The following is a 23,065-nucleotide window of genomic DNA, read 5'->3' as shown; positions in this document are numbered from 1 at the left end:
GTTACGGGCAGGCCCGTTTCTGGCGCACTCACGAGGTGCACCAGAAACGGGTGTTATGAAGTGACTATCAGTTATCCGATGCGGCAGCTTTCTCCTGCTCCGCCATGGCCGCCCGGGCGGCATCGGCGGAACCCTGGATAAAGGCCACGATCTGCTCCAGCTCACGCTCAGTCAATTCGCCCTTGAAGTTGGGCATTCCCAAAACCTTGCGGGCATCGGTGAAGACGATATCCTCGATATTGCGGATCATCGCCGGGTGCGAATACCCCAGGTTGGGCAGGTTGCCACCGTTATTGACCGCCGGTACACCATGACAGAGCAGGCAGTTGGTCATATACAGTGCACCACCGGGCGCCACATCGTCCGGATTGTAGCTCACGCCCTGCAACAGCTCCCCGGGCTGGCGCAGCACCATGGATTCCGGCATGTCCGCGTCCCCTTCCAGCCGGAAGGTGAACACCCGGCCCGGACCCACGGTGTCCGTGGCACGCTGGGTGATACCGTAGACACCGCCCCAGCCGACGGCAACGGACACATACTGCTCTCCGTCATGTTCCCAGGTGGAGGGTGCCGCCACCACACCGGACCCTACGGGCGTCTGCCAGAGCAGGTCACCGGTGCGGGCGTTATAGGCGATAAAGCGGCCATCGGCGGTGCCCTGGAACACCAGGTCGCCGGCGGTGGACAGGGTGCCGCCATTCCAGGGCGAGACGTACTCCGCACGCCAGGCTTCCTCCTGCTTCACCGGGTCCCAGGCCAGCAGGGTGCCGAAGGGCGTTGCCTCCGGCGCCACATTGGCAAAGAAATACCCGGTGTTCCAGCCCAGCCCGGCGTTGGGGCTGCCCGGCGTCGGCTTGTTGTACTCGTAGCCCGGGTTGTTCTGCACCACCAGGGGAACCCCCTGGGCCGGGATATAGACCAGACCGGTTTCCGGGTTGAAGGACATGGGGTGCCAGTTGTGGGCACCGTAGGGAGACGGAATGGTTTCCCAGGGATCGGTGCGTGAGCGGGCACCCGCCACTTCGATGGGGCGGCCGTCCTCGTCATAGCCCTCGGCCCAGTTCACCTGCACGAAGGGTTCCGCCGAAATAAACTCACCGTTGGTGCGGTCAATGACGAAGAAAAAGCCGTTCTTAGGCGCCTGCATCAGCACCTTGCGCTTTTCGCCGTCGATCTCAAGGTCCGCCAGGATAATATGCTGGGTCGAGGTGTAATCCCAGGAATCCCCCGGGGTGTGCTGGTAATGCCACTGGTACTCGCCGGTGTCCGGGTCCAGGGCCACCACGGAGGCGAGGTAGAGGTTGTCGCCACCGGCGGGACTGCGTTGCAGCCGGTTCCAGGGAGTGCCGTTGCCGGTCCCCACATACAGCAGGTCCAGCTCCGGGTCGTAGGCCATGGAATCCCACATGGTGCCACCGCCTCCTTCTTCCCACCACTTGCCGGCGGGGTCCCAGGTCTCGGCGGCCCGTTTCATGCTCTCATTCTCGAACGGCTCGTCCGGATTGCCCGGCACCGAGAACCAGCGCCAGGCCTGTTCGCCGGTCTTGGCGTCATAGGCGGTGAGGTAGCCCCGCACGCCATACTCGGCGCCGCCATTACCAATGATCACCCGTCCATTGATCACCCTCGGCGCGCCAGTGATGGTATAGGGCTTGTCGCGGTCGATAAGGGTATCCACCTTCCACAGGCGCTCGCCGGTGGCGGCGTCGATGGCATGAAGGTAGCCGTCAAAGGCCCCCACGAAGACCTTGCCGTCGTGGATGGCCACGCCCCGGTTGACCACGTCGCAGCAGCCCTTGACCGCCCATTCCCGCGGCACCTGGGGATCGTAGGTCCAGAGGGCTTCGCCGGTGGCCGCATCAAGGGCATGGACCACGGACCAGGAGGCGGTCACGTACATGACCCCGTCCACCACCAGCGGCGTGGCTTCCACGCCCCGGCGGGACTTCAGGTCATAGGACCAGGCCAGCCCCAGCTTGCCCACGTTATCGGCGTTGATCTGGTCGAGTCGGGAAAAGCGCGTTTCCGCGTAGTTAAGGCCGTAGCTTGGCCAGTTTTCCGTGGTGCGGTCATTGGCGACAATGGCGGCGGTATCGATGCCATCGGCGGTGTCGGCCTGTGCCGACAGGGCGCACAGGCCCACTAGCCCGACAGCCGTCAGGCGGGTAAGAAGTTGCATAGTCCATATCTCCCTCACTCCCCCGTTTCGGCAAACCACCGGGGCGGAGCGATCCTTTTGTTCTTGTAGTGTCAGGTAGCAGGCGGTGAAGACTGGACAGTTGACCGATCTTCACTACCTGTAGGGAACTATTGACTACGCTTGGTGGTTTGTCCAACCGGCGCTGGCGAATGGATGGCGACAGGCGGACCCGCTGCTATCGCCGTACCTGGACCTCCGGCCCGGCCAGATGGGCCAGCAACGGGTTCGACCGCCAGACATAGCCACGCATGGCCGCACCAATGGCCAGCCCCGCCGCGAAGCCGCCGATGTGGGCCCAGTAGTCGACGCCCTGCTCCCCCAGGACCATGCCCAGGAAGTTCAGGCCCAGCCACAGGGCAAAGTACCAGACCGGAGCCAGTTTCTTCTGCCAGAAGAAGAACATGAAGGTCAGGCTGGCATTGGGGTACCACATCAGGTACATGCCGAACAGCCCGGCAATCGCCCCGCTGGCGCCCACCGAGGGGATGGTACCGCCCAGGTTCGCCAGCACGCTCACCAGGCCGGCGAGGACACCGCACAACAGGTAGAGCAGCAGGAACGGCCAGTGGCCCAGGGCATCTTCCAGGTTGTCACCGGTCAGCCACAGGAAGTACATGTTGCCGGCCAGGTGCAGCCAGCCCCCGTGCAGGAAGGTGGCGGTGATCAGGGTCCACAGGTTCTCGCCGGCCTGGATGTCGGAGGGAGTCATGGCGAACTGCTCGATCACCTGCCAGGTAGCCTGGTTGTCGAACGCATACCCCATGAATATCAGGACGTTGACGATGATGAGTGTCCAGGTAACCCAGGGGGTTCGGCGGGCCTTGACGTTATACTCCACCGGCATGCGGGACAGGAACTCGAACACCCAGGTCTTCCAGGAGATATTGCGGTTCATGTCTTCCAGGGCATGCTTGATGGCCGAGGAGTTGACCACCTGGGACACGGTCTCCCGGGTGGCCCAGGCACCGGAGCAGGCAACGCAAACCCGCAGGTCCAGGTGGTATTCCTCCAGCAAATGGAACACCTGCATGCGCTTGCCACAGTCCGGGCAGTCGCACCGGGCCTGGCGCTGGTGTTCACCCAGGTTGTCGGTGTAATCGGCTTCCTCCACCTGGTCGCACTTGGCGGCGATGAGGTTGTCCAGGTCACTCTTCTCGAACCACACACCCTGGCACTGGCGACACACATCCACCTCTTCCCCGTGGAAGTCATGTTCCTCCAGTGGCTGGCGTTCACAGGTGGGGCAGTACTTCTTGGCGCTCATCTACTCTGTCTCCTTGAGAACCGTGACATCGATACCCTGGGCGGCCAGGTCCGCTGCCAGGGCTTCATGGTTATCCCGCAGGTTCGGCAGCAGGTTTGCCTCCACGTCGTCCAGCAGGGCCGTCAGTTGCTGCGACGCATAGCCTGCGCCATACACCCGTCCCTCGGCCTTGCGGACAATCTCGTCCGCCTTCAGGTGAAACCGTCGGGCACCGGTGAGGAACGGACTGGGAATTTCGAAGGTATTGGGGGAATAGCGCATGGTGTCCCAGACGAACCTGGACAACACCGGCCGGTTATTCTCCAGCTCCGACTGGGGCGGACTGCGGGAAAGGGTATCGTCATTATAGGCATGCAGTGCAGCCACGTTGTCCGCCAGCTCGTCGTGGAGGGACTTGCGCAGGTAGTAGCTGGATTCCTGGCTCGTCAGGCTGTCGAAGATAATAGCCTGCTTGAGGCCTGCGTGGGCGGCCAGGTAGACGCCGATGATGGTGGCCGCCACCACGAACATCTGGGATATCCAGAAGCCGGACTTGACCAGGTCGTGGTGGTCCATGTCCTTGAGCTTTTCACCGGCCCGACCGCCGATCTGCTTACCCTTGGCAATGGGTGACGCCACGGTTCATCCTCCCTGATAAATTGTGTAGATATAAGATGCATACGATAAAGATCGTAGGCTAATGATTTCCGGGGGCGTCGTCCAGTATTCTAAACCGGGTATGGTGGAGCGTCCCGGTCCATCCGGTACCAGACCAGCTTTGCCCCCAGCCAGCCCGTGAATGCACCACCAGCCAGGCCATGGATTACCAGGAACATGACAGCCCACGCAGGCAGCGCGTTGCCGGTCGTCATCAACCACAGCACCCAATAGGAAAAAACCACGCCAATGGCACCGCAAATCATGCCAGCAGGTACCACATGTTCAGGCATATAACCTCTCAGATGGCAGTAACGCAGAATCCAGGCGGCGAACAACACCCCCGACACCGTGGCGGGAATACCACCCACCATATAAATGAATGGAACAGGATCGAGTTGCATGGACACCAGAACGAGCCAACTCCCGGCAACGGGCGGGCCCGTTACCGCTGACTGGATAATCACGATCAAGGCCGTGACCAGGGCATGCCGGAATGACAATGGACGGGTGAAGCGTTTGTAGAAAGGTACCCGGGCCTCACTCAACCGGATGCTCAGGGGAACACCCCCGGCAATGCGATCCATGGCCTGGGTAGCAGCATCGGACCACAGCGACTGGCCATGGTGATCAATGACCGACTGGTAGGCGGCCAATGCCTCATCGGTACGGCCCTCGGCTTCAAGGTCGAGGGCCGCCAGGTAGGCTTGCTCTGCCGGAACGGCTGGTCGGGTCATGAGCGGTTCGCCGGCACCCGCAGGTGCCGGCTCCTGACTGTTGGACTGATCAGAGGGTCTAGGAGTCTGCGGTTTCTTCCGCCTCTTCGTCCTCACCGTAACCCATGCACACGGATTCGGAGTAGGAGAAGCTTTCCGGCTGGGTTTCCCGGAAGAAGGCATCGATGACATCCGCGTTAGGTGCCATCTGGGCACCCACGGAAATATGCAGGTTAAGCCCACGGCTGTAGCCGCCGGCACTGACGGACATGTCTGACGAGGTGATGGAGAAGTTCTCCACTTTCTGGTCGTCGGCCAGGGCCTGCAGATCCGCCTTGACGGCCTTGTAGGCTTCCGCCGGGCTTTCTTCCAGGGTGATCTGCCTGACGTAGGAGAGGTACATATGACCAACGACGGCCATGTCGCAACTGGCCTGGGCGCTGTTGGCCAGCATCAGGGAGGCAACGATACCGCCAATGAGGGAAACCGGTTTATTCACGTTCACTCTTGAATCTCCTTGAGTTGGTTGTATGACGTCCGTGTAACGAACCCGGGAATAGTACGGATTGGCACGCATGAGGAATGCAAACCTCGTCACACTTTGAGAATCTGCCGCCTACTGCCGATGACGGGCCTGAAATCTCTCCCTGACCGGATCGGACAGTTTGTCAGGGTGTTTCGGGGTGACGCTGGCAAAGCACTGGTAGAGTTGTTCCAGGTCTGCTTCCAGATCGTCGGTAGGCTGCAGGACCAGCGGAAACCGCAGTTCGCGGGTGCCGTAGTCCGCCACGGTGACCACGATGGGCACCCCCGCTTGCCGGGCGATGTGGTGGAATCCGGTCTTCCACTGGCGGGCGTTGCTGCGGGTGCCCTCAGGGGCCACGACGAGGATCAGGCGGTCGCTCTGCCGGAGGGTTTCAATAGCCTGCCCCACCACGCCACCGGCCCTGCTGCGATCCACGGGAATACCACCCAGTTTACGCAGCAACCACCCCAGCGGCCCCTTGAAGGCGCTGTGCTTGATCAGGAAGTGGGCGTTCAGGCCCAGGGCAACGGCGGCGGTAAGGCCGATAACACCGTCCCAGTTGGAGGTGTGGGGGCCGCCCACGACGATGGCCCTGTCCACGTCCGGAAACGGAGGGACCCGCCAGCCGGCCAGGTTGATGAGTTTCATGGCCAGGCGCTGGCGCCTGGTGGGTGTTGTTCTTGTTGGGCGGTGTTGCTGGGCCACGGTACTGCCTCCTCTCATGGCGAGGCGTCATTCTACCTCAACCCCCGGCGGCTTTTACCAGCGCCCCTGCAGGGTCGCCACGATGCGTCGGCCGCCACCACGGTTACGGTGTTCGCAGAGGTAGATACCCTGCCAGGTGCCCAGTGCCAGGTGGCCATCGCTGACGGGGATGGTAAGGCTGGTGCCCACGAGGATGCTTTTGATGTGGGCGGGCATGTCGTCAGGGCCTTCCAGGGTGTGTTCATAGTGGGGCGCGTTTTCCGGCACCATGACGTTGAGGTGGCGTTCGACGTCGCCACGTACGTCGGGATCGGCGTTTTCGTTGATGGCCAGGGAGGCGGAGGTGTGCTGGATGAACAGGTGCAACAGGCCGACCTGGCAGTTAACCAGTTCCGGCCCGTTTGAGAGAACCTCGTTGGTGATGAGGTGGACGCCTCTCGGGTATTCCTGAAGCTGGATGGTGGTCTGGTCCCAGATCATTTTGGCTCCCCTTCCGTACCTTTGCGGAACTATCACTATACAGGATTGGACACTGGGGGCTGGCTGGAGTGCCGGGGGAGGCTTTCTCCGCCGCAATTCACGGTCCCTCCATGGACCGACCTTGCTCCGCGCCATCCATGGCGCTGCTACGAAATCCTACCCCGCCACTCCAGCCGATCAAGCATCCCGGTTTACCCCACGGCTGTAGTCTTGTCGGAAAACCAAAGATCTACTTGGGGTCATTATCCCAAGGATGCACCGGCAACACCGCCTCGGTCACTTCCGGATCCAGTGAGGAGCGGAAGTAGTCCATGGCCTTTTCCGCCTCGCCCAGCTCGTCGAAGCGGGCCACGTGGTAGATGGCCTCGCCTTCGTTTACCAGCGGCAGGTTATTGACGCAGATAACGATGCCGGAGATGGGTGACAGTATACTCACCTCGGTCTCACCGAACGGGTCAGCCACCATCGCCAGGCGCTGTCCCTTGCGGACTTTCTGGCCCAGGCGGGCCACCGGTCGCATGATGCCGTCGAGATCCGCCCGTACCCAGGTGGACATGGCGGCGGTCTCCGAGCGCTTGCGTGGGGCTTTCGGGCCTTTCTTGCTGGGGACCATTTCCAGGGCACGCATGACACGGACCACGCCTTTCACCCCGCTGCTGATCACCACATCGTCGAACCGCAGGGCTTCGCCGCCTTCAAAGGTGATAACCGGGATGTCCTGGGAATCGGCATACGCCCGCAGGCTACCTTCGCGCAGGCTGGCATTGAGGATGATCGGGGCGCCGAAGGCTTCGGCCATGCGGACGGTTTCCGGGTTCTTCAGTTCGGCGCGGATCTGCGGCAGGTTGAAGCGGTGGATGGCGCCGGTATGCAGGTCGATGATGTGGGTGACCTTTTCCATGATCTGCGTGCGCAGCAGGTAGGCGATGCGGCCACCGAGGGAGCCGCTTTCGCTGCCCGGGAAGCAGCGGTTCAGGTCGCGGCGGTCCGGCAGGTAGCGGGTGCGTTGCACGAAGCCGAAGATGTTAACGATGGGCACCGCCACCAGGGTGCCCCGCAGGTGCCGCAGGGCAGAGTTCTTCAATACCCGGCGTACGATTTCGACGCCATTGATCTCGTCGCCGTGGATGGCGCCGCAAACCATCAGCACTGGTCCGTCCCGACGGCCATGGACCACTTCCACCGGGATGTGTAGCGGTGTATGGGTGTAGAGCTTGGCAACGGGCACCTCGACGGTCTGCCGGGTGCCCGCCTTGATTTCCGTGTCCGCTATGACAAATGGGGCGCGGGCCATGGGGTTGTTGTCCTTCTTGTTGATCGGTAGAGCCGGTATTCGGATTGGGGACTGTCAGCCAGCGGGCGTTATCCCCTGCCCCCTTTGGTGCCGGTTTTCCAGGGCTTCTGGTTGCGTTCGGTCCAGTTGATGATCATACCTGCCACGTTCTTGCCGGTGGCATTCTCGATGCCTTCCAGGCCCGGGGAGGAGTTCACCTCCATCACCAGCGGGCCACGGGAGGAGCGCAGCAGGTCGACGCCGGCCACGTTCAGACCCATGGATTTGGCGGCCATGATGGCGGTGCGTCGTTCTTCCGGGGTGATCCGTACCAGCGAGGCGGTGCCGCCCCGGTGCAGGTTGGAGCGGAATTCGCCCTCAGCGCCCTGGCGTTTCATGGCGGCGATCACCTTGTCGCCGATCACGAAGCAGCGGATGTCCGCCCCGCCAGCCTCCTTTATGAACTCCTGCACCAGGATGTCCGCCTTCAGGCCCATGAAGGCCTCAATGACACTTTCCGCCGCCTTGCGGGTTTCCGCCAGCACCACGCCGATGCCCTGGGTGCCCTGCAGCAGCTTGATCACCACTGGGGCACCGCCCACCATTTTGAGCAGTTCCGGTACGTTGTCCGGTTTATTGGCGAAGCCGGTCACGGGCATGCCCACACCTTTACGGGCCAGCAACTGCAGGGAGCGAAGCTTGTCCCGGGAGCGGGAAATCGCGACAGACTCATTTACCGGGAAAACGCCCATCATCTCGAACTGGCGCAGTACCGCCGTGCCGTAGAAGGTGACCGACGCGCCGATTCGCGGGATGACGACGTCAAAGTCCTCCAGAACTTCTTCGTGATAGTGGATCTGTGGCTTGGCCGAGGTGATGTTCATGGAGCAGTGCAGCGCATCAATAACACGCACCTCGTGGCCACGGTTGATGCCCTCTTCCACCAGGCGACGTGTGGAGTACAGGTGCCGGTTGCGGGAGAGAATCGCTATCTTCATTCATCATTCCTTAGTACCGGATCTCCGGCCAGGTAAGAGGCTTCAGGCATGACGGTGCAACGGCCGGCCATGGCCGTGCGTCCCAGCAGCATACGAAAACGCATGGTGTCACGATTGGTCAGGGTCATTTCAATAGGCCAGCTCAGTTCGCCCACCTGTACCCGGGTCTCGATGACCATGCGCAGCTCCTTGTGGCCACCGGAGTCGGTCACCGGCCGCTCGTCGATCACGGCGGCATCGCACTCCACCACCTTGTGCAGGTTATGCTGCTCGGGGTGTACCCAGAACTTCACCCGCCGCTGCCCGTCCACTGTGTAGGGTTCGGTGCGGAAGGTGTGCAGGCAGGAGGTGCGGGCGCCGGTGTCCACTTTTGCCTTGATCCGGGAAATATCCAGTTCGGGCAGGGCCAGCCATTCGCGCCAGCCCAGGGGAACCCGTTTGCTGACACCTTCCCCGGGGCGTTGTTTGGACGGTGTATTTCCGGGCATCGTGTTTTGCTCCCTGTTGGTGATAGCCAGCTCAGGCCTACCCGTCGGACAGGCGCATTAGAAGCGGCAATGGGTATGCACTCAATACGCATAATTGCCGACGAAGAACCATCAATGAATCAACAATCTACATTCACTATAATCCAGCTGCGGCAATGCGGCGAATATAGGAGAGCCGATCTCATTCTCCAACACCATCTCAGGACTGCCTCATGACCCAACTGGTCTGGTTCCGCAATGATCTGCGACTCGCCGACAACCCCGCTCTGACTGCCGCGTGCCAGCGAGATGAGCCGGTACGGGCCCTGTTTATCGTAACTCCAGGTCAATGGCGACAGCACGACTGGTCGCCTGCGAAGGTGCAACTGTTGCTGGGCCTGCTGGGTGACGTCGGCCGGCAACTGGCCGGGCTCGGCATTCCGCTGGAGGTCATCAAGTGCGACGATTTCGCCGCCAGCGTCCGGGCCCTGGAGGACCACTGCCACCAGCATGGCATCCGCCAACTGCGTTTCAATGAAGAGTACGGCATCAACGAGCGCCGCCGGGACCGGTCCGTGCGGGATGTCCTCCGGAAATCGGACATTGACGTCTGCAAGTACCGTGACCAGACAGTCGCCCCAGTTGGAAGCATCCGCACCGGCCAGGACGAGCCCTATTCGGTGTTCACACCGTTCTCCCGCCGCTGGCGCCAGTGGGTGGAGGAAACGTCTCCGACCATACTCCCTGTTCCGAAACCGGTTGGCGCCTCGGTGGAGTGGTCACCCTACACCGCCACGGCCCAGGACCTGGGCTTTGGCACTCCCCCGCCGGCCCTGGCCAAACCGGACGAGCAGTCGGCCCATGACCAGCTCGACCAGTTTCTGGATGAGCGTTGCGGAGACTATAAGGCCGAGCGGGACTTTCCCGCCGTCGACGGCACCAGCAAACTGTCCCCCTATCTTGCAGTCGGCACTCTCTCCGGTCGCCAGTGCCTGCTGGCCGCCCGGCAAGCCCAGGGGCAAGGCGGCAATCAGGAGGGGTTCAGTACCTGGGTGAATGAGATTGCCTGGAGGGACTTCTATATCCACATCCTGTACCACTACCCCCGGGTCAGCATGCACAAGGCGTTCAAGCCGGAGACGGAGGCATTGCACTGGAACCCCACCGGCGAGCATTTCGAGGCCTGGAAGGAAGGCCGCACCGGTATTCCCCTGGTGGATGCAGCCATGCGCCAGTTGCGGGAAACCGGCTGGATGCACAATCGCTTGCGGATGGTGACGGCGATGTTCCTGACCAAGAATCTGTTTATCGACTGGCGCCAGGGTGAGGCCTGGTTCATGCAGAATCTGGTGGATGGGTTCCTGGCGTCCAACAATGGCGGCTGGCAGTGGAGTGCGTCCACCGGCACGGATGCGGCGCCCTATTTCCGGGTGTTCAATCCGGTCACCCAGAGCGAGCGGTTTGATCCGACGGGGGACTTTATCCGGCGTTGGGTGCCGGAGTTGAAGGATCTCGATGCAAAACGGATTCACAACCCCGGCTCAGGTGGCGTGATTCCGAAGGGTTACCCCAGACCCATCGTGGATCTGAAAGAGAGTCGGAAGGAGGCTATTGCGCGGTTTCAATCTATAAAGAAAGCCGAATAACCCGCCAGCGAATAGCACCTCAGCCCGAAGCGCGTGGGGTGAGAGCTTTTTCCGGGACCGTCGAACGCCAGGGACGGCGTTCGTCGAGCCCTACATGGACGTACTTGCCGGGCGTGTCCCGGAAAAAGATATCGCCCCGCGTGCCCTGCCCCCTAGCTGCCAGTCCTGCAAGACTGGAACTCCATGCCAGGCCTGCAAGGCGATGACCTTTTCCGGGACACGCCGTGAATCCATCCATGGAGGCTCTTCAAAAACGTCCCTGTTTTTGAAGGTCCCGGAAAAGGTCCTCACCTCACAGGCTGATATCTTGGGTGCTATTCGCTGCTGCCGCGAATTAGAAAGCTAAAAGACTCAAGAACAAACTGGACACCCAGGATCCCGGGCCAGCTTCATCTCCCGCCACTCCATCTGCCAGGCATCCAGAATCAGCAACCGACCCACAAGGGGCCGCCCCTTCCCCGATAACACCTTGATGGCCTCCATGGCCTGGGTGGCGCCGATCATGCCCACTAGCGGACCGATTACCCCCGCCTCCGAACAGGTCAGGTCCTCATTGCCCTGCTCCGGGTAAAGGCAGTGATAGCAGGGGCTCACTTCATCCCGCGAGTCGTAGACCGACACCTGACCCTCGCCCCGGATGGCGGCCCCGGACACCAGCGGGACCCTGGCGGCCACGCAAGCCCGGTTCAGGGCAAAGCGGGTATTGAAATTGTCCGTGCAGTCCAGCACCAGATCCACATCCGCCACTCTGGCTGCCAGGGCATCACCCTCCAGCCGCCCAATGTGGGCCGTTACCGAAATCTCCGGATTGATGGCCCGAACCCGGTCCGCCAGGGCCTCCGCCTTGTGCCGGTCGATCGCGGACTGGTCGAATGCCACCTGGCGCTGGAGGTTGGCCAGCTCCACCCGGTCGTCATCCGCCAGCACCAGGTTGCCCACGCCGGCGGCACCCAGGTAGAGGGCAACCGGACATCCCAGGCCACCGCAGCCCACCACCAGGACCTTGGCCTGTTTCAGCGCAAGCTGGCCCTCCACGTCGAAGCGGGGAAGTAGCAGTTGTCGGCTGTATCGGAGGAGTTCGTCATCGTTCAGCATGAAAGTGCTCCCGTCTATCGACGACCGAGGGTCAACCGGTCATTGCCACCATAATCCCGCCGCGTTTCGATCCCGGAGTGTCCGACCTGCCGGAACAGATCGCGGACCGCTTCGCCCTGATTGTAACCATGTTCCAGTACCAGCCAGCCACCCGGGGTAAGCCAGTGCTGACTTTCCGCCACCAGGTGACGGATCGCATCCAGGCCGTCGGGGCCGGACGTGAGGGCGGAAGCCGGCTCGAAACGGACATCGCCCTCGTGCAGATGGTGATCGCCTTCCTCTATATAAGGGGGATTGGAAATGATCAGGTCGAAAGGTTGATGCCCCAGACCCTCGAACCAGTGACTCTGGATGACAGACACCGGTAGTCCACAGCGCTCGGCATTGCGTCTGGCCAGGGCCACGGCTTCTGGTACGCAGTCGGTTGCCAGCACCAGCCAGTCTGGCTTCTCGCTCTTCAGCGCCAGGGCGATGGCGCCGGTGCCGGTGCCCAGATCCACCATCCGCACCTTCTCCGGCAGGGGCAGTGACAGGGCCGCTTCCACCAGGCACTCGGTATCCGGTCGGGGAATCAGGGTATCAGGGGTAACTTCCAGGGTAAGCGTCCAGAAATCCTGGTGGCCGAGGATATGGGCCACCGGCTCGCCGGACGCCCGCCGTTCAACCCGTTGCCAGAAGCCCGCCTGTTGGTCGGGGGTCAGTTGCGCCTCTGGAAAGGCCCGGAAGCGGCTGCGGTTCCAGCCCGTGACCTCCGCCAGCAGCAACTCCGCATCCAGCCGGGGTGACTCGCCGCCAATACGGTCGACCGCCCCGGCCAGCGCCTGTCCGCAGGTCAGTGGCTGCTCACTCATCCGACAGGCTGGCCAGCAGGTCGGCCTGGTGTTCCTGTTGCAGGGGGCCCAGCACCGGGGCCAGGTCGCCGGCAATCACCTCGTCCAGCTTATACAGGGTCAGGTTAATCCGGTGGTCCGTCACCCGCCCCTGCGGAAAGTTATAGGTGCGGATGCGTTCGGAACGGTCGCCGCTGCCCACCAGGCTCTTGCGGGTGGCGGCCTGGGTCTGGGCCTGTTTTTCCGCCTCGATGTTCTTCAGGCGGGACTGCAGGAAGCTCATGGCCTTGGACCGGTTCTTGTGCTGGGAACGCTCTTCCTGACACTCCACCACGATGCCGGTGGGAATATGGGTAATACGGATCGCCGAATCCGTCTTGTTGACGTGCTGGCCACCGGCACCGGACGCCCGGAAGGTGTCCACCCGCAGATCGTTCTTGTTGATCTCGATGGCCTCGGCCTCGTCCGCTTCCGGCATTACCGCCACGGTACAGGCGGAGGTATGGATGCGGCCCTGGGATTCGGTTTCCGGCACCCGCTGCACCCGGTGGGCGCCGGACTCGAACTTCAGCGCGCCGTATACGCCATCACCGGTCACCCGGCTGATGATTTCCTTGTAGCCGCCGTGTTCTCCCTCACTGGCGCTGATCACTTCCACCTGCCATTTGCGGGTTTCGGCGTAGCGGCTGTACATGCGGAACAGGTCGCCGGCGAACAGGGCTGCTTCATCACCGCCGGTACCGGCGCGGATTTCCAGGAACACGTTCTTGCCGTCGTCCGGGTCTTTGGGCAGCATCAGGCGCTGCAGTTCCTCGTCCAGCTCGTCGCGCCTGGCGCGGGCGGTGTCGATTTCCTCTTCCGCCATCTCCCGCATGTCCGCATCCCCTTCGCGGGCAAGCTCCTCGGCGGTGGCCAGGTCGTCCAGGGTACGACGCCAGGCCTGGAAGCAATGGACGACGGGTTCGATTTCGGCGAATTCCTTGGACAATTCCCGGAACTGTTTCTGGTCGGCAATCACGCCCTGATCGCTCAGCAACGCGCTGACCTCCTCGAAGCGGTCAACCAACTGTTCGAGGCGGGCCTGAATGGATGCTTTCATAGTTTTTCCAGTGTAATGGGGGCGTCCCGTGGATCCACGGCTTCCAGTTGGTGCAGTTCACGCAGCCACTCGGCCACCTCGGGACGCCCTTCGGCGGATGCCTTGCGCACCTGGACCGAAGGTTCATGCAGTAACTTGTTGGTGAGGCCCCGGGCGAGGCCACGGAGGACGGTTTCCGGATCGTTGCCGTTGTTCAGGGCCTTCACGGCCTTGGCCACTTCCTGGTCCCGCAGGTCTTCGGCCCGCTGGCGGTACTGTTTAAGGGTGGAGACCGCATCCAGCGCCCGGATCTGACTGAGGAAGTCCTGGGTACCGGAGATGATCAGGTTCTCGGCCTCCTTCGCGGCACCTTCCCGGGAACGCAGATTCTCCTCGATCACGTGGCGCAGGTCGTCCACCGTGTACAGGTAGACATCCGCCAGACTGGCCACCTCCGGTTCGATATCCCGGGGCACGGCGATATCCACCATGAAGTAGGGGCGGTGCTTGCGCTTCTTCAGGGTTCGCTCCACGGCCCCCTTGCCCAGGATGGGCAGCGGGCTTGCGGTGGAGGAAATGATGATATCCACATCCTGCAGGTGGTCCGGAATCTCCGACAGCACAATGCCGTGGCCCCCATGGGCCTCCGCCAGGGCCTGGGCCCGCTCCACCGTACGGTTGGCCACGATGAAATCTTTCACACCTGCATCCGACAAGTGCCGGGCCACCAGTTCGATGGTCTTGCCGGCGCCGATCAGCAGCGCCCGGTTGCGGGACAGGTCGGAGAAGATGTGGTGGGCCATGCTGACAGCGGCATAGGCCACCGACACCGGGTTCTCGCCAATGGCGGTTTCCGTGCGCACCCGCTTGGCCACCGAAAAGGTATGCTCGAACAGCCGGGACAGGAACGAGCCGCTGGCGCCATGCTCCCGGGCCAGGGCATAGGCATCCTTCAACTGCCCGAGGATCTGGGGTTCACCCAGTACCATGGAATCCAGCCCCGCCGCCACGCGCATGACATGACGTACGGCATCACTGTCCCGGTGGACATAGATGGAGTTCTCCAGATCTGACGCCGCCACCTGGTGGAAACCGGCCAGCCACCGCAATACCGCCGGGCCGCAGTCGTCGTCACCGGCCAGGTACAGCTCGGTGCGATTGCAGGTGGACAGGATGGCCGCCTCGCTGGCACCGGTGGCCAGTTGCAGTTCACGGAACGCATCCGGCATGCGCTCGGGCGTAAAGGCGACCCGCTCGCGGATCTCCAGCGGCGCCGTGCGATGGTTAATGCCCAGTGTGATCAATGCCATAGTGAACGCGGAAACTCCGTAGCCGGAACGAGTGTGCCGACGCAGACTCATGAATAACCGTATTTTACCGGCGCAACCGGGCTACTGCCACCCAGTGCTGACGGTATATCCCCTTATCCCGTTACCCGGGTGCGACTCCGGTGACTTGGGCACAACAACGGCTTATGCCATCATAGGCCGGGAGAACCCCCTGGGAGTCCGCGCGATTTCTGCCGCGCAGACTCCCAGGTTCTCCAATCAGCGGCACAGGTAGCGTGTCCATGCCCAAGACGTCAGGAAGCCCAATGCCAAGAAAAGCCCTGTATCTCGCCATCAGCCTTCTCGCCTTCACCGGTTGTGCCAGCATGGACCGGGAAGCGCCAGCCCCGGCAGAGCCCGCCGAACCGCAGGAAACCGTCACCGAAGTGGAACCGGTCGCAGAGGAACCCGTCGCCGAACGCTCCTTCCGGCCTGAGGAACTCTACCTGCTGCTGACTGGCGAGATCGCCGCCCAGCGGGGCCAGTACGACGTCACCCTGGCCAACTATGTGGAAGCGGCGCGCCAGACCGGGGACACCGGTGTTATCCGCCGGGCGCTGCTGATTGCCGAGTCCCTGAACAGCCAGGAGGCAACACGCACCCTGACCAACACCTGGATCGAAGCCGCCCCCTACAGCCAGGACGCCCGCCGCGCCGCTGCTATCCAGTCCCTGCGGGATGGCGACATGGAGGCCACCCTCACCGAACTGGAGCAGATCCTCAACCTGGGTGGCGATGCCAACTTTGACAGCCTGGCTGCCATGGCGCCACGGCTACCGGCGGACCAACAACAGGAGCTGCTGCGACTGTTCGACGAATTGCAGGAGCGCCATCCGGACAACGAGGAAATCCGCTACAGCAACGCCCTGCTCCAGGACCTCACCGGCTCACCGCAGGCGGCCCTGGACACCCTGGCACCGCTGCTGGAACAGGACCCCGAGTTCCAGCCCGCCCTGGTATTGCAGGGCGAAGTGCTCTACGACCTGGGCCGTACCAGCGAGGCACTGCAACACCTGCAAACGAGTTCCCGGCGTTACCCGGACAACCGCCAGCTTGGCACCCTGTACGCCCGGATACTGGTGAACGAAGACGAGCTGCGCGCCGCCCAGGATGAGTTCGCCCGCCTGGCGGAACGCTTCCCCGACGAACCCGGCCTGCGCCTGTCCTGGGCCCTGGTAGCCATTGAGAACGGCGAGCTTGACCTGGCGCGGGAACAGCTTGAACGCCTGACCCGCAGCCGTCAGTACAGCAGCCAGGCCTACTATTACCTGGGGCAGGTAGCCGAGCAGGAAGGTGACAACGACAAAGCCATCACCCTGTATGAACAGGTGACGGAAGGCTCCCACTATTATCCGGCCCTCTCCCGGGCAGCGGAACTGAGGGCCCGGGACGGCGACCTGGATGCCGCCCTGGAACAGATCCGCTCGGTGCGGGAAGCCAACCCCGATGACGCCGCCAATCTCTGGCTGGCGGAAGTTAACCTGTTACAGTCACTGGACCGGCACGACATGGCTGTGGAAGCCGCCAACGAGGCCCTGGCCGCCTACCCCGAAAACCAGAGCCTGCTGTATGCCCGCTCCATGAGTCATGAAAAGCTGGATAACATCGACCAGGCCCTGGCCGACCTCAACACCATGGTGGAACTGGCGCCGGACAACTCCACCGCCCTGAATGCCCTGGGCTATGTGCTGACAGTCCACACCGAACGCCTGTCCGAGGCCCGCTCCCATATAGAAAAAGCCCTCGCCCTGGAACCGCAGAATCCCGCCATCCTGGACAGTATGGGCTGGGTACTCTTTCGCCAGGGGGATACCGAGGGGGCACTGGAGTACCTCCGCAGGGCCTACGAGATCTACCCCGACCCGGAAATTGCCGCCCACTATGGCGAAGTACTCTGGCAAACCGACCAGAAGGCCCAGGCCCGCGTGATCTGGGAACGGGCCCTGGACGACGATCCGGACCATGAACTGCTCCTGGAAACCCTCGACCGACTGGACATTGACGACCTGTGACCACTCCCATGACCACCTGCTGGAAGCCCTTCCTCATACTGGCACTGGCCCTGGGCCTGGGTGCCTGCGCCACCGTTCGCCAGGAACCCCTGCCGGCAGGCCTTACCGAACAGCCACCGGCGGACTGGGCCCAGCGACAGGCCAGCCTGCAGAACTTCAGCCAGTGGCAACTGACGGGCAAGCTCGCCGTCCGCCAGCCGGAGGACAGCGCCTCCGCCGTGATCAACCAGTGGGTACAGGACCATGAGCACTATGAACTGTCCCTGTCCTCCAGCTTCCTGGGCATGGGCAGCACCCGGCTGGAAGGCTCGCCGGGGTTCATCCGGATGGAACTGCCCGATGGCGAAACCTATTCCTCCAGCGACCCCCAGGGCCTGATCTACGCCGCTACCGGCTGGGAACTGCCCATCGACGCCCTGGTGTGGTGGGTACGGGGCCTGCCGTCACCGGAGGGTGACTTCCGGCTGGCGTTCGACCCCCAGGGCGATCTGGCCCAGCTTGAGCAACTGGGCTGGACCATTCGCTACGAACGCTGGCGTGACTTCGTCGACAGCCAACCGGCATTGCCGGCCCGCCTGACCGCCCGCAAGGGCGAGAAACTGGTACGCCTGGTGGTGTCATCCTGGCAGACCGACCGTGATGGCCAGTAAAGAAGCAGACCACCGAATGAACGACATCACCCTGCCCTCGCCGGCCAAGCTCAACCTGTTCCTGCACATCACCGGTCGCCGGGACGACGGCTATCATGAGTTGCAGACCCTGTTCCAGTTCCTGGAGTTCGGCGACACCCTCACCTTCAAGCTGCGGGACGACGGTGCCATCAATCTGCAACCGGACATCGACGGAGTCCCCCGGGACCAGAACCTGATCGTCCGCGCCGCTGAGCGCCTGCAGGAAGTGTCAGGCACCACCCTTGGTGCGGACATCACACTGGACAAGCAATTGCCCATGGGGGGTGGCCTGGGCGGCGGCAGCTCCAATGCAGCCACCACCCTGGTCGGCCTGAACCACCTGTGGCAGACCGGATGGCCGGAAGACCGGCTGGCGGATCTGGGCCTGACCCTGGGAGCCGATGTGCCGGTGTTCGTCCGTGGGAAGGCGGCGCTCGGTGAAGGCGTGGGAGAGAAGCTCACCCCCGCCTCACCACCGGAAGACTGGTTTGTTGTATTAAAACCGGACGTTGAGATCAGCACCGGGGAAATTTTTTCGAATCCAGGGTTGACAAGAAATACCCCTCGAATCACAATAGCGCCCGCTTTTGAGGGAGACGCCTCGGGGTACCGAAACGATTGTGAGGATGTAGTTAAGCAACTGTATCCAGAGGTAAAAATTAGCCTGGACTGGCTGAGCACATTCGGACCCGCAAGATTAACCGGAACCGGGGCTTGCGTCTTTGGACGTTTCCCAACAGAAGCTGAAGCCCGGACTGTTTGGGCTGAAAGACCTACCGGCATCACGGGGTTCGTAGCTAGAGGGGTGAACCTTTCACCTCTTCACAAAAAGCTGACAGAGCTGACATGATGCCGAAAGAGCAGCACGATACTGGGGTGTCGCCAAGTGGTAAGGCAACGGGTTTTGATCCCGTCATGCGCAGGTTCGAATCCTGCCACCCCAGCCACCTTTCTTCCTCGTCCTCTGAATCCAACGCTGAGTTACAGAAGGATACCGCCGTGTCCAAGTTGATGATTTTCGCCGGCAACGCCAATCCTGATCTGGCCAAGGCGATTGCCCAGAAACTTCATATTCCCATGGGACAGGCTAACGTAGGCCGCTTCAGTGACGGTGAGACCACCGTCGAGATCAACGAGAACGTCCGCGGCCACGACGTCTTCATCATCCAGCCCACCTGCTACCCCACCAACGATAACCTGATGGAACTGATCGTGATGGCCGACGCCCTGCGCCGCGCTTCCGCCACGCGCATCACCGCGGTTATCCCCTATTACGGGTATGCACGCCAGGATCGCCGGGTACGCTCCACGCGGGTGGCGATCAGCGCGAAGGTCGTGGCGGATATGATTTCCTCTATCGGTGTGGACCGGGTACTGACCGTTGACCTGCACGCCGACCAGATCCAGGGCTTCTTCGACATCCCGGTGGACAACATCTACGCCACCCCGGTCATGCTCGAGGACATCGAGAAGCAGCGCTTCGACAACTTTATCGTGGTATCGCCGGACGTGGGTGGCGTGGTTCGCGCCCGCGCCGTGGCCAAGCGCCTGGACGATGCCGACCTGGCCATCATCGACAAACGTCGCCCCAAGGCCAATGTGTCCCAGGTCATGCACATCATCGGTGATGTGAAAGACAAGACCTGCATCCTGGTGGATGACATCGTCGATACCGCCGGCACCCTGTGCAAGGCCGCCAATGCCCTCAAGGAGCACGGCGCCTCGCGGGTGGTCGCCTATATCACCCACCCGGTGCTGTCCGGCCCGGCCATTGACAACATCAATGCGTCGCAACTGGACGAACTAGTGGTTTGTGACACCATCCCGCTGGGTGACAAGGCGAAGAATTGTGATAGAATCCGCCCCCTCGGAATGGCAGGCCTGCTGGCAGAGTCCATTCGTCGCGTCAGCAACGAAGAATCCATCAGCGCCATGTTCGAGAACGTCTGAGCCAGTCGTAACGCCAGACGAACAGAGAACATCTGACGTATCCGGAACTGGAGCCCTGTCTGACGGGGCTCCAGTTCTGCTTTAAGCGCCGGAACAAATCCGGCTTCACTGACATCACCGTCGCAAGCCTGGTCGCGGGCCCGGCGGATGATCGAACGAGGTAATGACCATGTCCAAGAAGGATTTCGTGATCGAAGCATTTCCTCGCGATGACCAGGGGAAAGGTGCGAGCCGCCGCCTGCGTCGCGAGGAGCGTAAAATTCCTGCCATCATCTACGGTGGCAACAAGGAAGCTACGCCCATCGCCATCTGGCACAACGAACTGAAGAAAGACCTGGAAAACGAGGCCTTCTTCTCCCACATCCTGACCATCGATCTTCAGGGCAAGAAAGAAAGCGTCATCCTGAAGGATCTGCAGCGCCACCCGTACAAGCCGATCCTGACCCACGCTGACTTCCAGCGCGTCGACAAGGACCACGAGATCCACGTCAACGTACCGCTGCACTTCCTGAACGAAGACAAGGCTCCGGTCGTCAAGCTGCAGGGCGGTATCATCTCCCACCAGCTGAACGAAGTGGAAGTGATCTGTCTGCCCCAGGACCTGCCCGAGTTCATCGAAATCGACGTGATGGACCTGGAACTGGATCAGACCATCCACCTGAGTGATCTGAAGATGCCGAAAGGCGTTCGCTCCGCTGCCCTGCAGCACGGTGAAGATTACGACCAGGCGGTTGCGTCCGTACACCTGCCCCGTGGCGCCAAGGTTGACGACGAAGACGAAGAAGGCGGCGAGGAAGCCGGCGAAGACAAGGAGTAATCCCTGTCCGGGGAGTTGGCGTCTATGGCACAGGATATCGTCATGGTTGTGGGTCTCGGTAATCCCGGGGCCGACTACGAGAATACCCGCCATAACGCCGGCGCCCTGTTCGTCGAAGCGCTGGCCCGTGAAGCGGGCCAGACGCTCCGCCCCGAAAGGAAGTACCACGGGCTTTACGCCCGCATCCACTGGCAGGGCCTGGACCTGCACCTGTTAAATCCCTCTACTTTCATGAATCGCAGCGGCCTGTCCATCAAGGCCCTGGCGGATTTCTTCAAGATCGCCCCGGAACAGATCCTCGTCGCCCACGACGAACTGGACCTGCCCCCCGGCACCGCCAAACTCAAGAAAGGCGGCGGCCATGGCGGCCACAACGGTCTGCGGGACACCATCGCCCACCTGGGCACCAACAGCTTCCAGCGACTGCGCATCGGCATCGGCCACCCCGGCGACAGCCGCCAGGTCACCGGTTACGTACTGGGCCGCCTGGGCAAGCGGGAAACCGAGGAGCTGAACGCCGTCATTGATGAGATCATCCGTGTGCTGCCGGATGCCGCCAACGGCAAACTTCCCGCCGCCATGAACCGGCTGCACAGCTTCAGGCCTGCTGAATAGCGACTCGGTGAGCCATCACCCTCCACCAGAACCACTCATAATGCCTCCACAGGATCCAGAGCATCGATCCTGGCACATATCTCCGCACACGCAACGGTATCCGACGCCGTCATCATTCCTTCTGCCTGGAGGGCCCTGCCTTTATCATGGAAGATAAAGTAACGATAAAAGTGCGTACCACCCTGTGCTGGAAGGTTGAACATCACCGGCACCGCCACCAAACGCCTGCCACCACACTCGAATCTGCGGGAATCCATCAACTTCAACTCGGCCCCACCATCAGCCTGCACCGGGATTTTCGGACTGGAGAGCCCCGAAAAGTACAACAGATATTCGTGCCCCTCTATCCTCAACAAACCCGCTCCCCCTGGAGCATCAGGGGATTCCTTTTCGGGGTTCGGCCATCTGTATTCACTGGAGAAGACGATCTTTGGACAAATCGCTGGTCGAACCTGCCCCCCTTCAGTCAAGAAACCGGATTCATTAACCACAGAGTCAGGAATCGCCAGATACGCCCTTAGCTCGCCCTCCACCCCGAATACCAGAAAGTGCTCTCGGCGATGATAGTTGTCGGTCTCACCCTGAAATCCATGAACGCGAAAAACATCGAACGTTTCATTTCGACATTCAAGACGTTCAGACTGCTCTGAATACAAGAAAGCCTTATCGCCGAATGACAGAACGTAGGAACCGACTTCCAGGCTGGCTCGATCCAGTACAGTCAACCGGTACTGATCCGCCTCGACAAGTTCTAACCGAGCAACCAAGCTGGCCCCCAAGGCTTGAGCGGAAGCGACTGAAAGAAAAAGACTAAAGAGCATCACCTTCACACGATCAGAAAACACCTTTGAAAACTCCTGTAAGGATCATTCTCTCCAGCAGATTATGCCGCTCCCTGTAGGTATTGGTGTTCTTATTGATCACGGCGGTAATAGAATCTGACACGGCTCGAGAAATCCCATTATCTGCATAAGAATAAAGCTGATGATCAAGCCAGAATATGAGAGCGGTTCTTACTGCATACTTCGGCTGAAACAGAAAATCTGGATTTGAAACGAAGTCGACCGGAGTCTGCCATAACCTATTATGGGTAGCCTGAGCCTGGAGGTAATTGGAACGGCCAGTCAGTTGAATCATACCTCGCCCCCGATATTTCCAACCGTCACCAGAAGCAACTGGACCATTCCCTATTCGATTGGCATAAGCCCTGTTGGCAATTGCCTGTTCATCTGCTTTCTTGCCTAGATTCCTGTCGTATCCGTGTTGGTCGGCTTCCTGAGGATGCTTCATGTAATAGCCAAAAGTGGCCTTCAGCGCAGATGGGCTATAGTAAAGGCTCTCTTCCAAACGGAAATTACCCCCAGTTTCTTTGCGAACTTGGGCGAAGAAATGAGCCGCTCAAAACTCTGTATCGATCTTACATAGCACCATGGATACGGTGCATTCTTGTGCAACCTTTTTGAGGGTTTTGTCGCTAACAGACGAGGCAGGCCAAATTTGTCGCAGATGTGACAACTCGATTTTTCTCGTTCCTTGAGAACTCATGTTCGTAGTCCTTTTGTGAGAAAGGGGAAAACTCCTGATTCCCCGACACTAAATTTATACCGCTTAACCTGGGAGCAAACCGCAAGTTCTGGTGAAGAAAGATAACAGCGGCGGGCACTCGGCACAATTTGTTTGGTTTCGCTACACTGCCCCATCGTACGTTCTACTCACAACCGCAACCCACCCCAGATCACAAGGCGCCATGTGTAGTCT

At 61.2% G+C, this 23,065-nt stretch carries 23 protein-coding genes and 1 tRNA gene; 8 read left to right on the top strand and 16 right to left on the bottom strand.

All coding sequences use genetic code 11. From position 1 onward, the window contains the following. Nucleotides 1–67 precede the first annotated feature (67 nt). The 10 genes from ACJO2E_RS02815 to ACJO2E_RS02770 form a co-directional block, all read right to left on the bottom strand. Entirely contained in the window at nucleotides 68–2,179 is a 2,112-nt protein-coding gene (locus ACJO2E_RS02815) for a PQQ-dependent dehydrogenase, methanol/ethanol family (RefSeq protein ID WP_406961628.1), read from the bottom strand. A 196-nt stretch (nucleotides 2,180–2,375) separates the two neighbouring features. Further along, nucleotides 2,376–3,464: a rhomboid family intramembrane serine protease gene (locus ACJO2E_RS02810; protein WP_406961626.1), complete on the bottom strand. Its 1,089-nt coding sequence runs from the start codon at nucleotides 3,462–3,464 to the stop codon at nucleotides 2,376–2,378. Next, complete coding sequence (locus ACJO2E_RS02805) at nucleotides 3,465–4,082, bottom strand: hypothetical protein (protein WP_406961624.1); 618 nt, start codon at nucleotides 4,080–4,082, stop codon at nucleotides 3,465–3,467. It lies immediately after the preceding gene. 89 nt (nucleotides 4,083–4,171) lie between these two features. Beyond that, nucleotides 4,172–4,837, bottom strand: coding sequence for a hypothetical protein (locus ACJO2E_RS02800; protein WP_406961622.1), 666 nt, complete (start codon nucleotides 4,835–4,837; stop codon nucleotides 4,172–4,174). Between the two features lie 58 nt (nucleotides 4,838–4,895). Further along, nucleotides 4,896–5,321, bottom strand: coding sequence for a hypothetical protein (locus ACJO2E_RS02795; protein ID WP_406961620.1), 426 nt, complete (start codon nucleotides 5,319–5,321; stop codon nucleotides 4,896–4,898). A 111-nt stretch (nucleotides 5,322–5,432) separates the two neighbouring features. Next, nucleotides 5,433–6,047, bottom strand: coding sequence for a lysophospholipid acyltransferase family protein (locus ACJO2E_RS02790; RefSeq protein ID WP_406961618.1), 615 nt, complete (start codon nucleotides 6,045–6,047; stop codon nucleotides 5,433–5,435). A 54-nt stretch (nucleotides 6,048–6,101) separates the two neighbouring features. Beyond that, a complete protein-coding gene (locus ACJO2E_RS02785; RefSeq protein ID WP_406961617.1) occupies nucleotides 6,102–6,527 on the bottom strand; it encodes a secondary thiamine-phosphate synthase enzyme YjbQ in 426 nt (141 codons plus the stop codon). Nucleotides 6,528–6,756: 229 nt separating this feature from the next. Next, the gene (locus ACJO2E_RS02780; protein WP_406961615.1) at nucleotides 6,757–7,821 is read right to left on the bottom strand and encodes a succinylglutamate desuccinylase/aspartoacylase family protein; all 1,065 of its coding nucleotides are present in this window, start codon (nucleotides 7,819–7,821) and stop codon (nucleotides 6,757–6,759) included. A 68-nt stretch (nucleotides 7,822–7,889) separates the two neighbouring features. Then, complete coding sequence (gene rimK / locus ACJO2E_RS02775) at nucleotides 7,890–8,798, bottom strand: 30S ribosomal protein S6--L-glutamate ligase (RefSeq protein ID WP_406961613.1); 909 nt, start codon at nucleotides 8,796–8,798, stop codon at nucleotides 7,890–7,892. Next, nucleotides 8,795–9,286: an ATP-dependent zinc protease family protein gene (locus ACJO2E_RS02770; RefSeq protein WP_406961611.1), complete on the bottom strand. Its 492-nt coding sequence runs from the start codon at nucleotides 9,284–9,286 to the stop codon at nucleotides 8,795–8,797. The genes rimK and ACJO2E_RS02770 overlap by 4 nt, the downstream gene beginning before the upstream one ends. Nucleotides 9,287–9,498: 212 nt before the next feature. Here ACJO2E_RS02770 and phrB point away from each other — a divergent pair, with 212 nt between their 5' ends. Beyond that, on the top strand, nucleotides 9,499–10,911 hold the full coding sequence (gene phrB / locus ACJO2E_RS02765) for a deoxyribodipyrimidine photo-lyase (RefSeq protein WP_406961609.1): 1,413 nt from the start codon (nucleotides 9,499–9,501) through the stop codon (nucleotides 10,909–10,911). Between the two features lie 351 nt (nucleotides 10,912–11,262). Here phrB and ACJO2E_RS02760 read toward each other — a convergent pair whose 3' ends face one another. Genes ACJO2E_RS02760 through hemA form a run of 4 tightly spaced genes read right to left on the bottom strand, consistent with a single transcriptional unit; the run spans nucleotide 11,263 to nucleotide 15,224 of the window. Then, a complete protein-coding gene (locus tag ACJO2E_RS02760) occupies nucleotides 11,263–12,006 on the bottom strand; it encodes a HesA/MoeB/ThiF family protein (protein WP_406961607.1) in 744 nt (247 codons plus the stop codon). 14 nt (nucleotides 12,007–12,020) lie between these two features. Beyond that, on the bottom strand, nucleotides 12,021–12,857 hold the full coding sequence (gene prmC, locus ACJO2E_RS02755; RefSeq protein WP_406961605.1) for a peptide chain release factor N(5)-glutamine methyltransferase: 837 nt from the start codon (nucleotides 12,855–12,857) through the stop codon (nucleotides 12,021–12,023). Continuing rightward, nucleotides 12,850–13,935 carry a peptide chain release factor 1 gene (prfA, locus tag ACJO2E_RS02750; RefSeq protein ID WP_406961603.1) on the bottom strand — a complete coding sequence of 362 codons (1,086 nt, stop codon included), beginning with the start codon at nucleotides 13,933–13,935 and terminating at the stop codon, nucleotides 12,850–12,852. Before prfA ends, prmC begins: the two co-directional genes overlap by 8 nt. After that, complete coding sequence (gene hemA / locus ACJO2E_RS02745) at nucleotides 13,932–15,224, bottom strand: glutamyl-tRNA reductase (RefSeq protein WP_406961601.1); 1,293 nt, start codon at nucleotides 15,222–15,224, stop codon at nucleotides 13,932–13,934. Before hemA ends, prfA begins: the two co-directional genes overlap by 4 nt. 284 nt (nucleotides 15,225–15,508) lie before the next feature. On the opposite strand from hemA, the gene ACJO2E_RS02740 reads away from it, so the two are divergent. From ACJO2E_RS02740 to pth, 7 genes are all read left to right on the top strand, one after another. Beyond that, nucleotides 15,509–17,254 (top strand): tetratricopeptide repeat protein, encoded by a 1,746-nt coding sequence (locus ACJO2E_RS02740; protein ID WP_406961599.1) that lies wholly within the window; start codon nucleotides 15,509–15,511, stop codon nucleotides 17,252–17,254. 8 nt (nucleotides 17,255–17,262) lie between these two features. Further along, entirely contained in the window at nucleotides 17,263–17,904 is a 642-nt protein-coding gene (gene lolB, locus ACJO2E_RS02735; RefSeq protein ID WP_406962367.1) for a lipoprotein insertase outer membrane protein LolB, read from the top strand. Between the two features lie 16 nt (nucleotides 17,905–17,920). After that, nucleotides 17,921–18,775, top strand: coding sequence for a 4-(cytidine 5'-diphospho)-2-C-methyl-D-erythritol kinase (gene ispE, locus ACJO2E_RS02730; RefSeq protein ID WP_406961597.1), 855 nt, complete (start codon nucleotides 17,921–17,923; stop codon nucleotides 18,773–18,775). Between the two features lie 22 nt (nucleotides 18,776–18,797). Next, nucleotides 18,798–18,872, top strand: a tRNA-Gln gene (locus ACJO2E_RS02725). A gap of 52 nt (nucleotides 18,873–18,924) precedes the next feature. Continuing rightward, nucleotides 18,925–19,875, top strand: coding sequence for a ribose-phosphate diphosphokinase (locus ACJO2E_RS02720; RefSeq protein ID WP_328188953.1), 951 nt, complete (start codon nucleotides 18,925–18,927; stop codon nucleotides 19,873–19,875). Nucleotides 19,876–20,044: 169 nt separating this feature from the next. Next, complete coding sequence (locus tag ACJO2E_RS02715) at nucleotides 20,045–20,692, top strand: 50S ribosomal protein L25/general stress protein Ctc (RefSeq protein ID WP_406961595.1); 648 nt, start codon at nucleotides 20,045–20,047, stop codon at nucleotides 20,690–20,692. A 24-nt stretch (nucleotides 20,693–20,716) separates the two neighbouring features. Continuing rightward, the gene (gene pth / locus ACJO2E_RS02710) at nucleotides 20,717–21,307 is read left to right on the top strand and encodes an aminoacyl-tRNA hydrolase (RefSeq protein ID WP_406961593.1); all 591 of its coding nucleotides are present in this window, start codon (nucleotides 20,717–20,719) and stop codon (nucleotides 21,305–21,307) included. 35 nt (nucleotides 21,308–21,342) lie between these two features. Here the strand turns inward: pth and ACJO2E_RS02705 are convergent, their stop codons facing one another. Together ACJO2E_RS02705 and ACJO2E_RS02700 are read right to left on the bottom strand one after the other, a co-directional pair. Continuing rightward, complete coding sequence (locus ACJO2E_RS02705) at nucleotides 21,343–22,152, bottom strand: hypothetical protein (protein ID WP_406961591.1); 810 nt, start codon at nucleotides 22,150–22,152, stop codon at nucleotides 21,343–21,345. Beyond that, nucleotides 22,142–22,654, bottom strand: coding sequence for a glycoside hydrolase family 19 protein (locus ACJO2E_RS02700; protein WP_406961589.1), 513 nt, complete (start codon nucleotides 22,652–22,654; stop codon nucleotides 22,142–22,144). Before ACJO2E_RS02700 ends, ACJO2E_RS02705 begins: the two co-directional genes overlap by 11 nt. Between the last annotated feature and the right edge of the window lie 411 nt (nucleotides 22,655–23,065).

Source organism: Marinobacter shunpengi (assembly GCF_045449695.1).
Lineage (GTDB): Bacteria > Pseudomonadota > Gammaproteobacteria > Pseudomonadales > Oleiphilaceae > Marinobacter.
The sequence above is the reverse complement of the archived record's forward strand: the minus strand, read 5'-3'. Positions and strand labels throughout refer to the sequence as shown.

What these genes read in the sequence shown, in the direction of transcription:
- ACJO2E_RS02815 (WP_406961628.1), bottom strand. Translation starts at nt 2,179, where the DNA reads ATGCAACTTCTTACCCGCCTGACGGCTGTCGGGCTAGTGGGCCTGTGC.
- ACJO2E_RS02810 (WP_406961626.1), bottom strand. Translation starts at nt 3,464, where the DNA reads ATGAGCGCCAAGAAGTACTGCCCCACCTGTGAACGCCAGCCACTGGAG.
- ACJO2E_RS02800 (WP_406961622.1), bottom strand. Translation starts at nt 4,837, where the DNA reads ATGACCCGACCAGCCGTTCCGGCAGAGCAAGCCTACCTGGCGGCCCTC.
- ACJO2E_RS02785 (WP_406961617.1), bottom strand. Translation starts at nt 6,527, where the DNA reads ATGATCTGGGACCAGACCACCATCCAGCTTCAGGAATACCCGAGAGGC.
- ACJO2E_RS02780 (WP_406961615.1), bottom strand. Translation starts at nt 7,821, where the DNA reads ATGGCCCGCGCCCCATTTGTCATAGCGGACACGGAAATCAAGGCGGGC.
- rimK (WP_406961613.1), bottom strand. Translation starts at nt 8,798, where the DNA reads ATGAAGATAGCGATTCTCTCCCGCAACCGGCACCTGTACTCCACACGT.
- ACJO2E_RS02770 (WP_406961611.1), bottom strand. Translation starts at nt 9,286, where the DNA reads ATGCCCGGAAATACACCGTCCAAACAACGCCCCGGGGAAGGTGTCAGC.
- phrB (WP_406961609.1), top strand. Translation starts at nt 9,499, where the DNA reads ATGACCCAACTGGTCTGGTTCCGCAATGATCTGCGACTCGCCGACAAC.
- ACJO2E_RS02760 (WP_406961607.1), bottom strand. Translation starts at nt 12,006, where the DNA reads ATGCTGAACGATGACGAACTCCTCCGATACAGCCGACAACTGCTACTT.
- prmC (WP_406961605.1), bottom strand. Translation starts at nt 12,857, where the DNA reads ATGAGTGAGCAGCCACTGACCTGCGGACAGGCGCTGGCCGGGGCGGTC.
- prfA (WP_406961603.1), bottom strand. Translation starts at nt 13,935, where the DNA reads ATGAAAGCATCCATTCAGGCCCGCCTCGAACAGTTGGTTGACCGCTTC.
- hemA (WP_406961601.1), bottom strand. Translation starts at nt 15,224, where the DNA reads ATGGCATTGATCACACTGGGCATTAACCATCGCACGGCGCCGCTGGAG.
- ACJO2E_RS02740 (WP_406961599.1), top strand. Translation starts at nt 15,509, where the DNA reads ATGCCAAGAAAAGCCCTGTATCTCGCCATCAGCCTTCTCGCCTTCACC.
- lolB (WP_406962367.1), top strand. Translation starts at nt 17,263, where the DNA reads ATGACCACCTGCTGGAAGCCCTTCCTCATACTGGCACTGGCCCTGGGC.
- ispE (WP_406961597.1), top strand. Translation starts at nt 17,921, where the DNA reads ATGAACGACATCACCCTGCCCTCGCCGGCCAAGCTCAACCTGTTCCTG.
- ACJO2E_RS02715 (WP_406961595.1), top strand. Translation starts at nt 20,045, where the DNA reads ATGTCCAAGAAGGATTTCGTGATCGAAGCATTTCCTCGCGATGACCAG.
- pth (WP_406961593.1), top strand. Translation starts at nt 20,717, where the DNA reads ATGGCACAGGATATCGTCATGGTTGTGGGTCTCGGTAATCCCGGGGCC.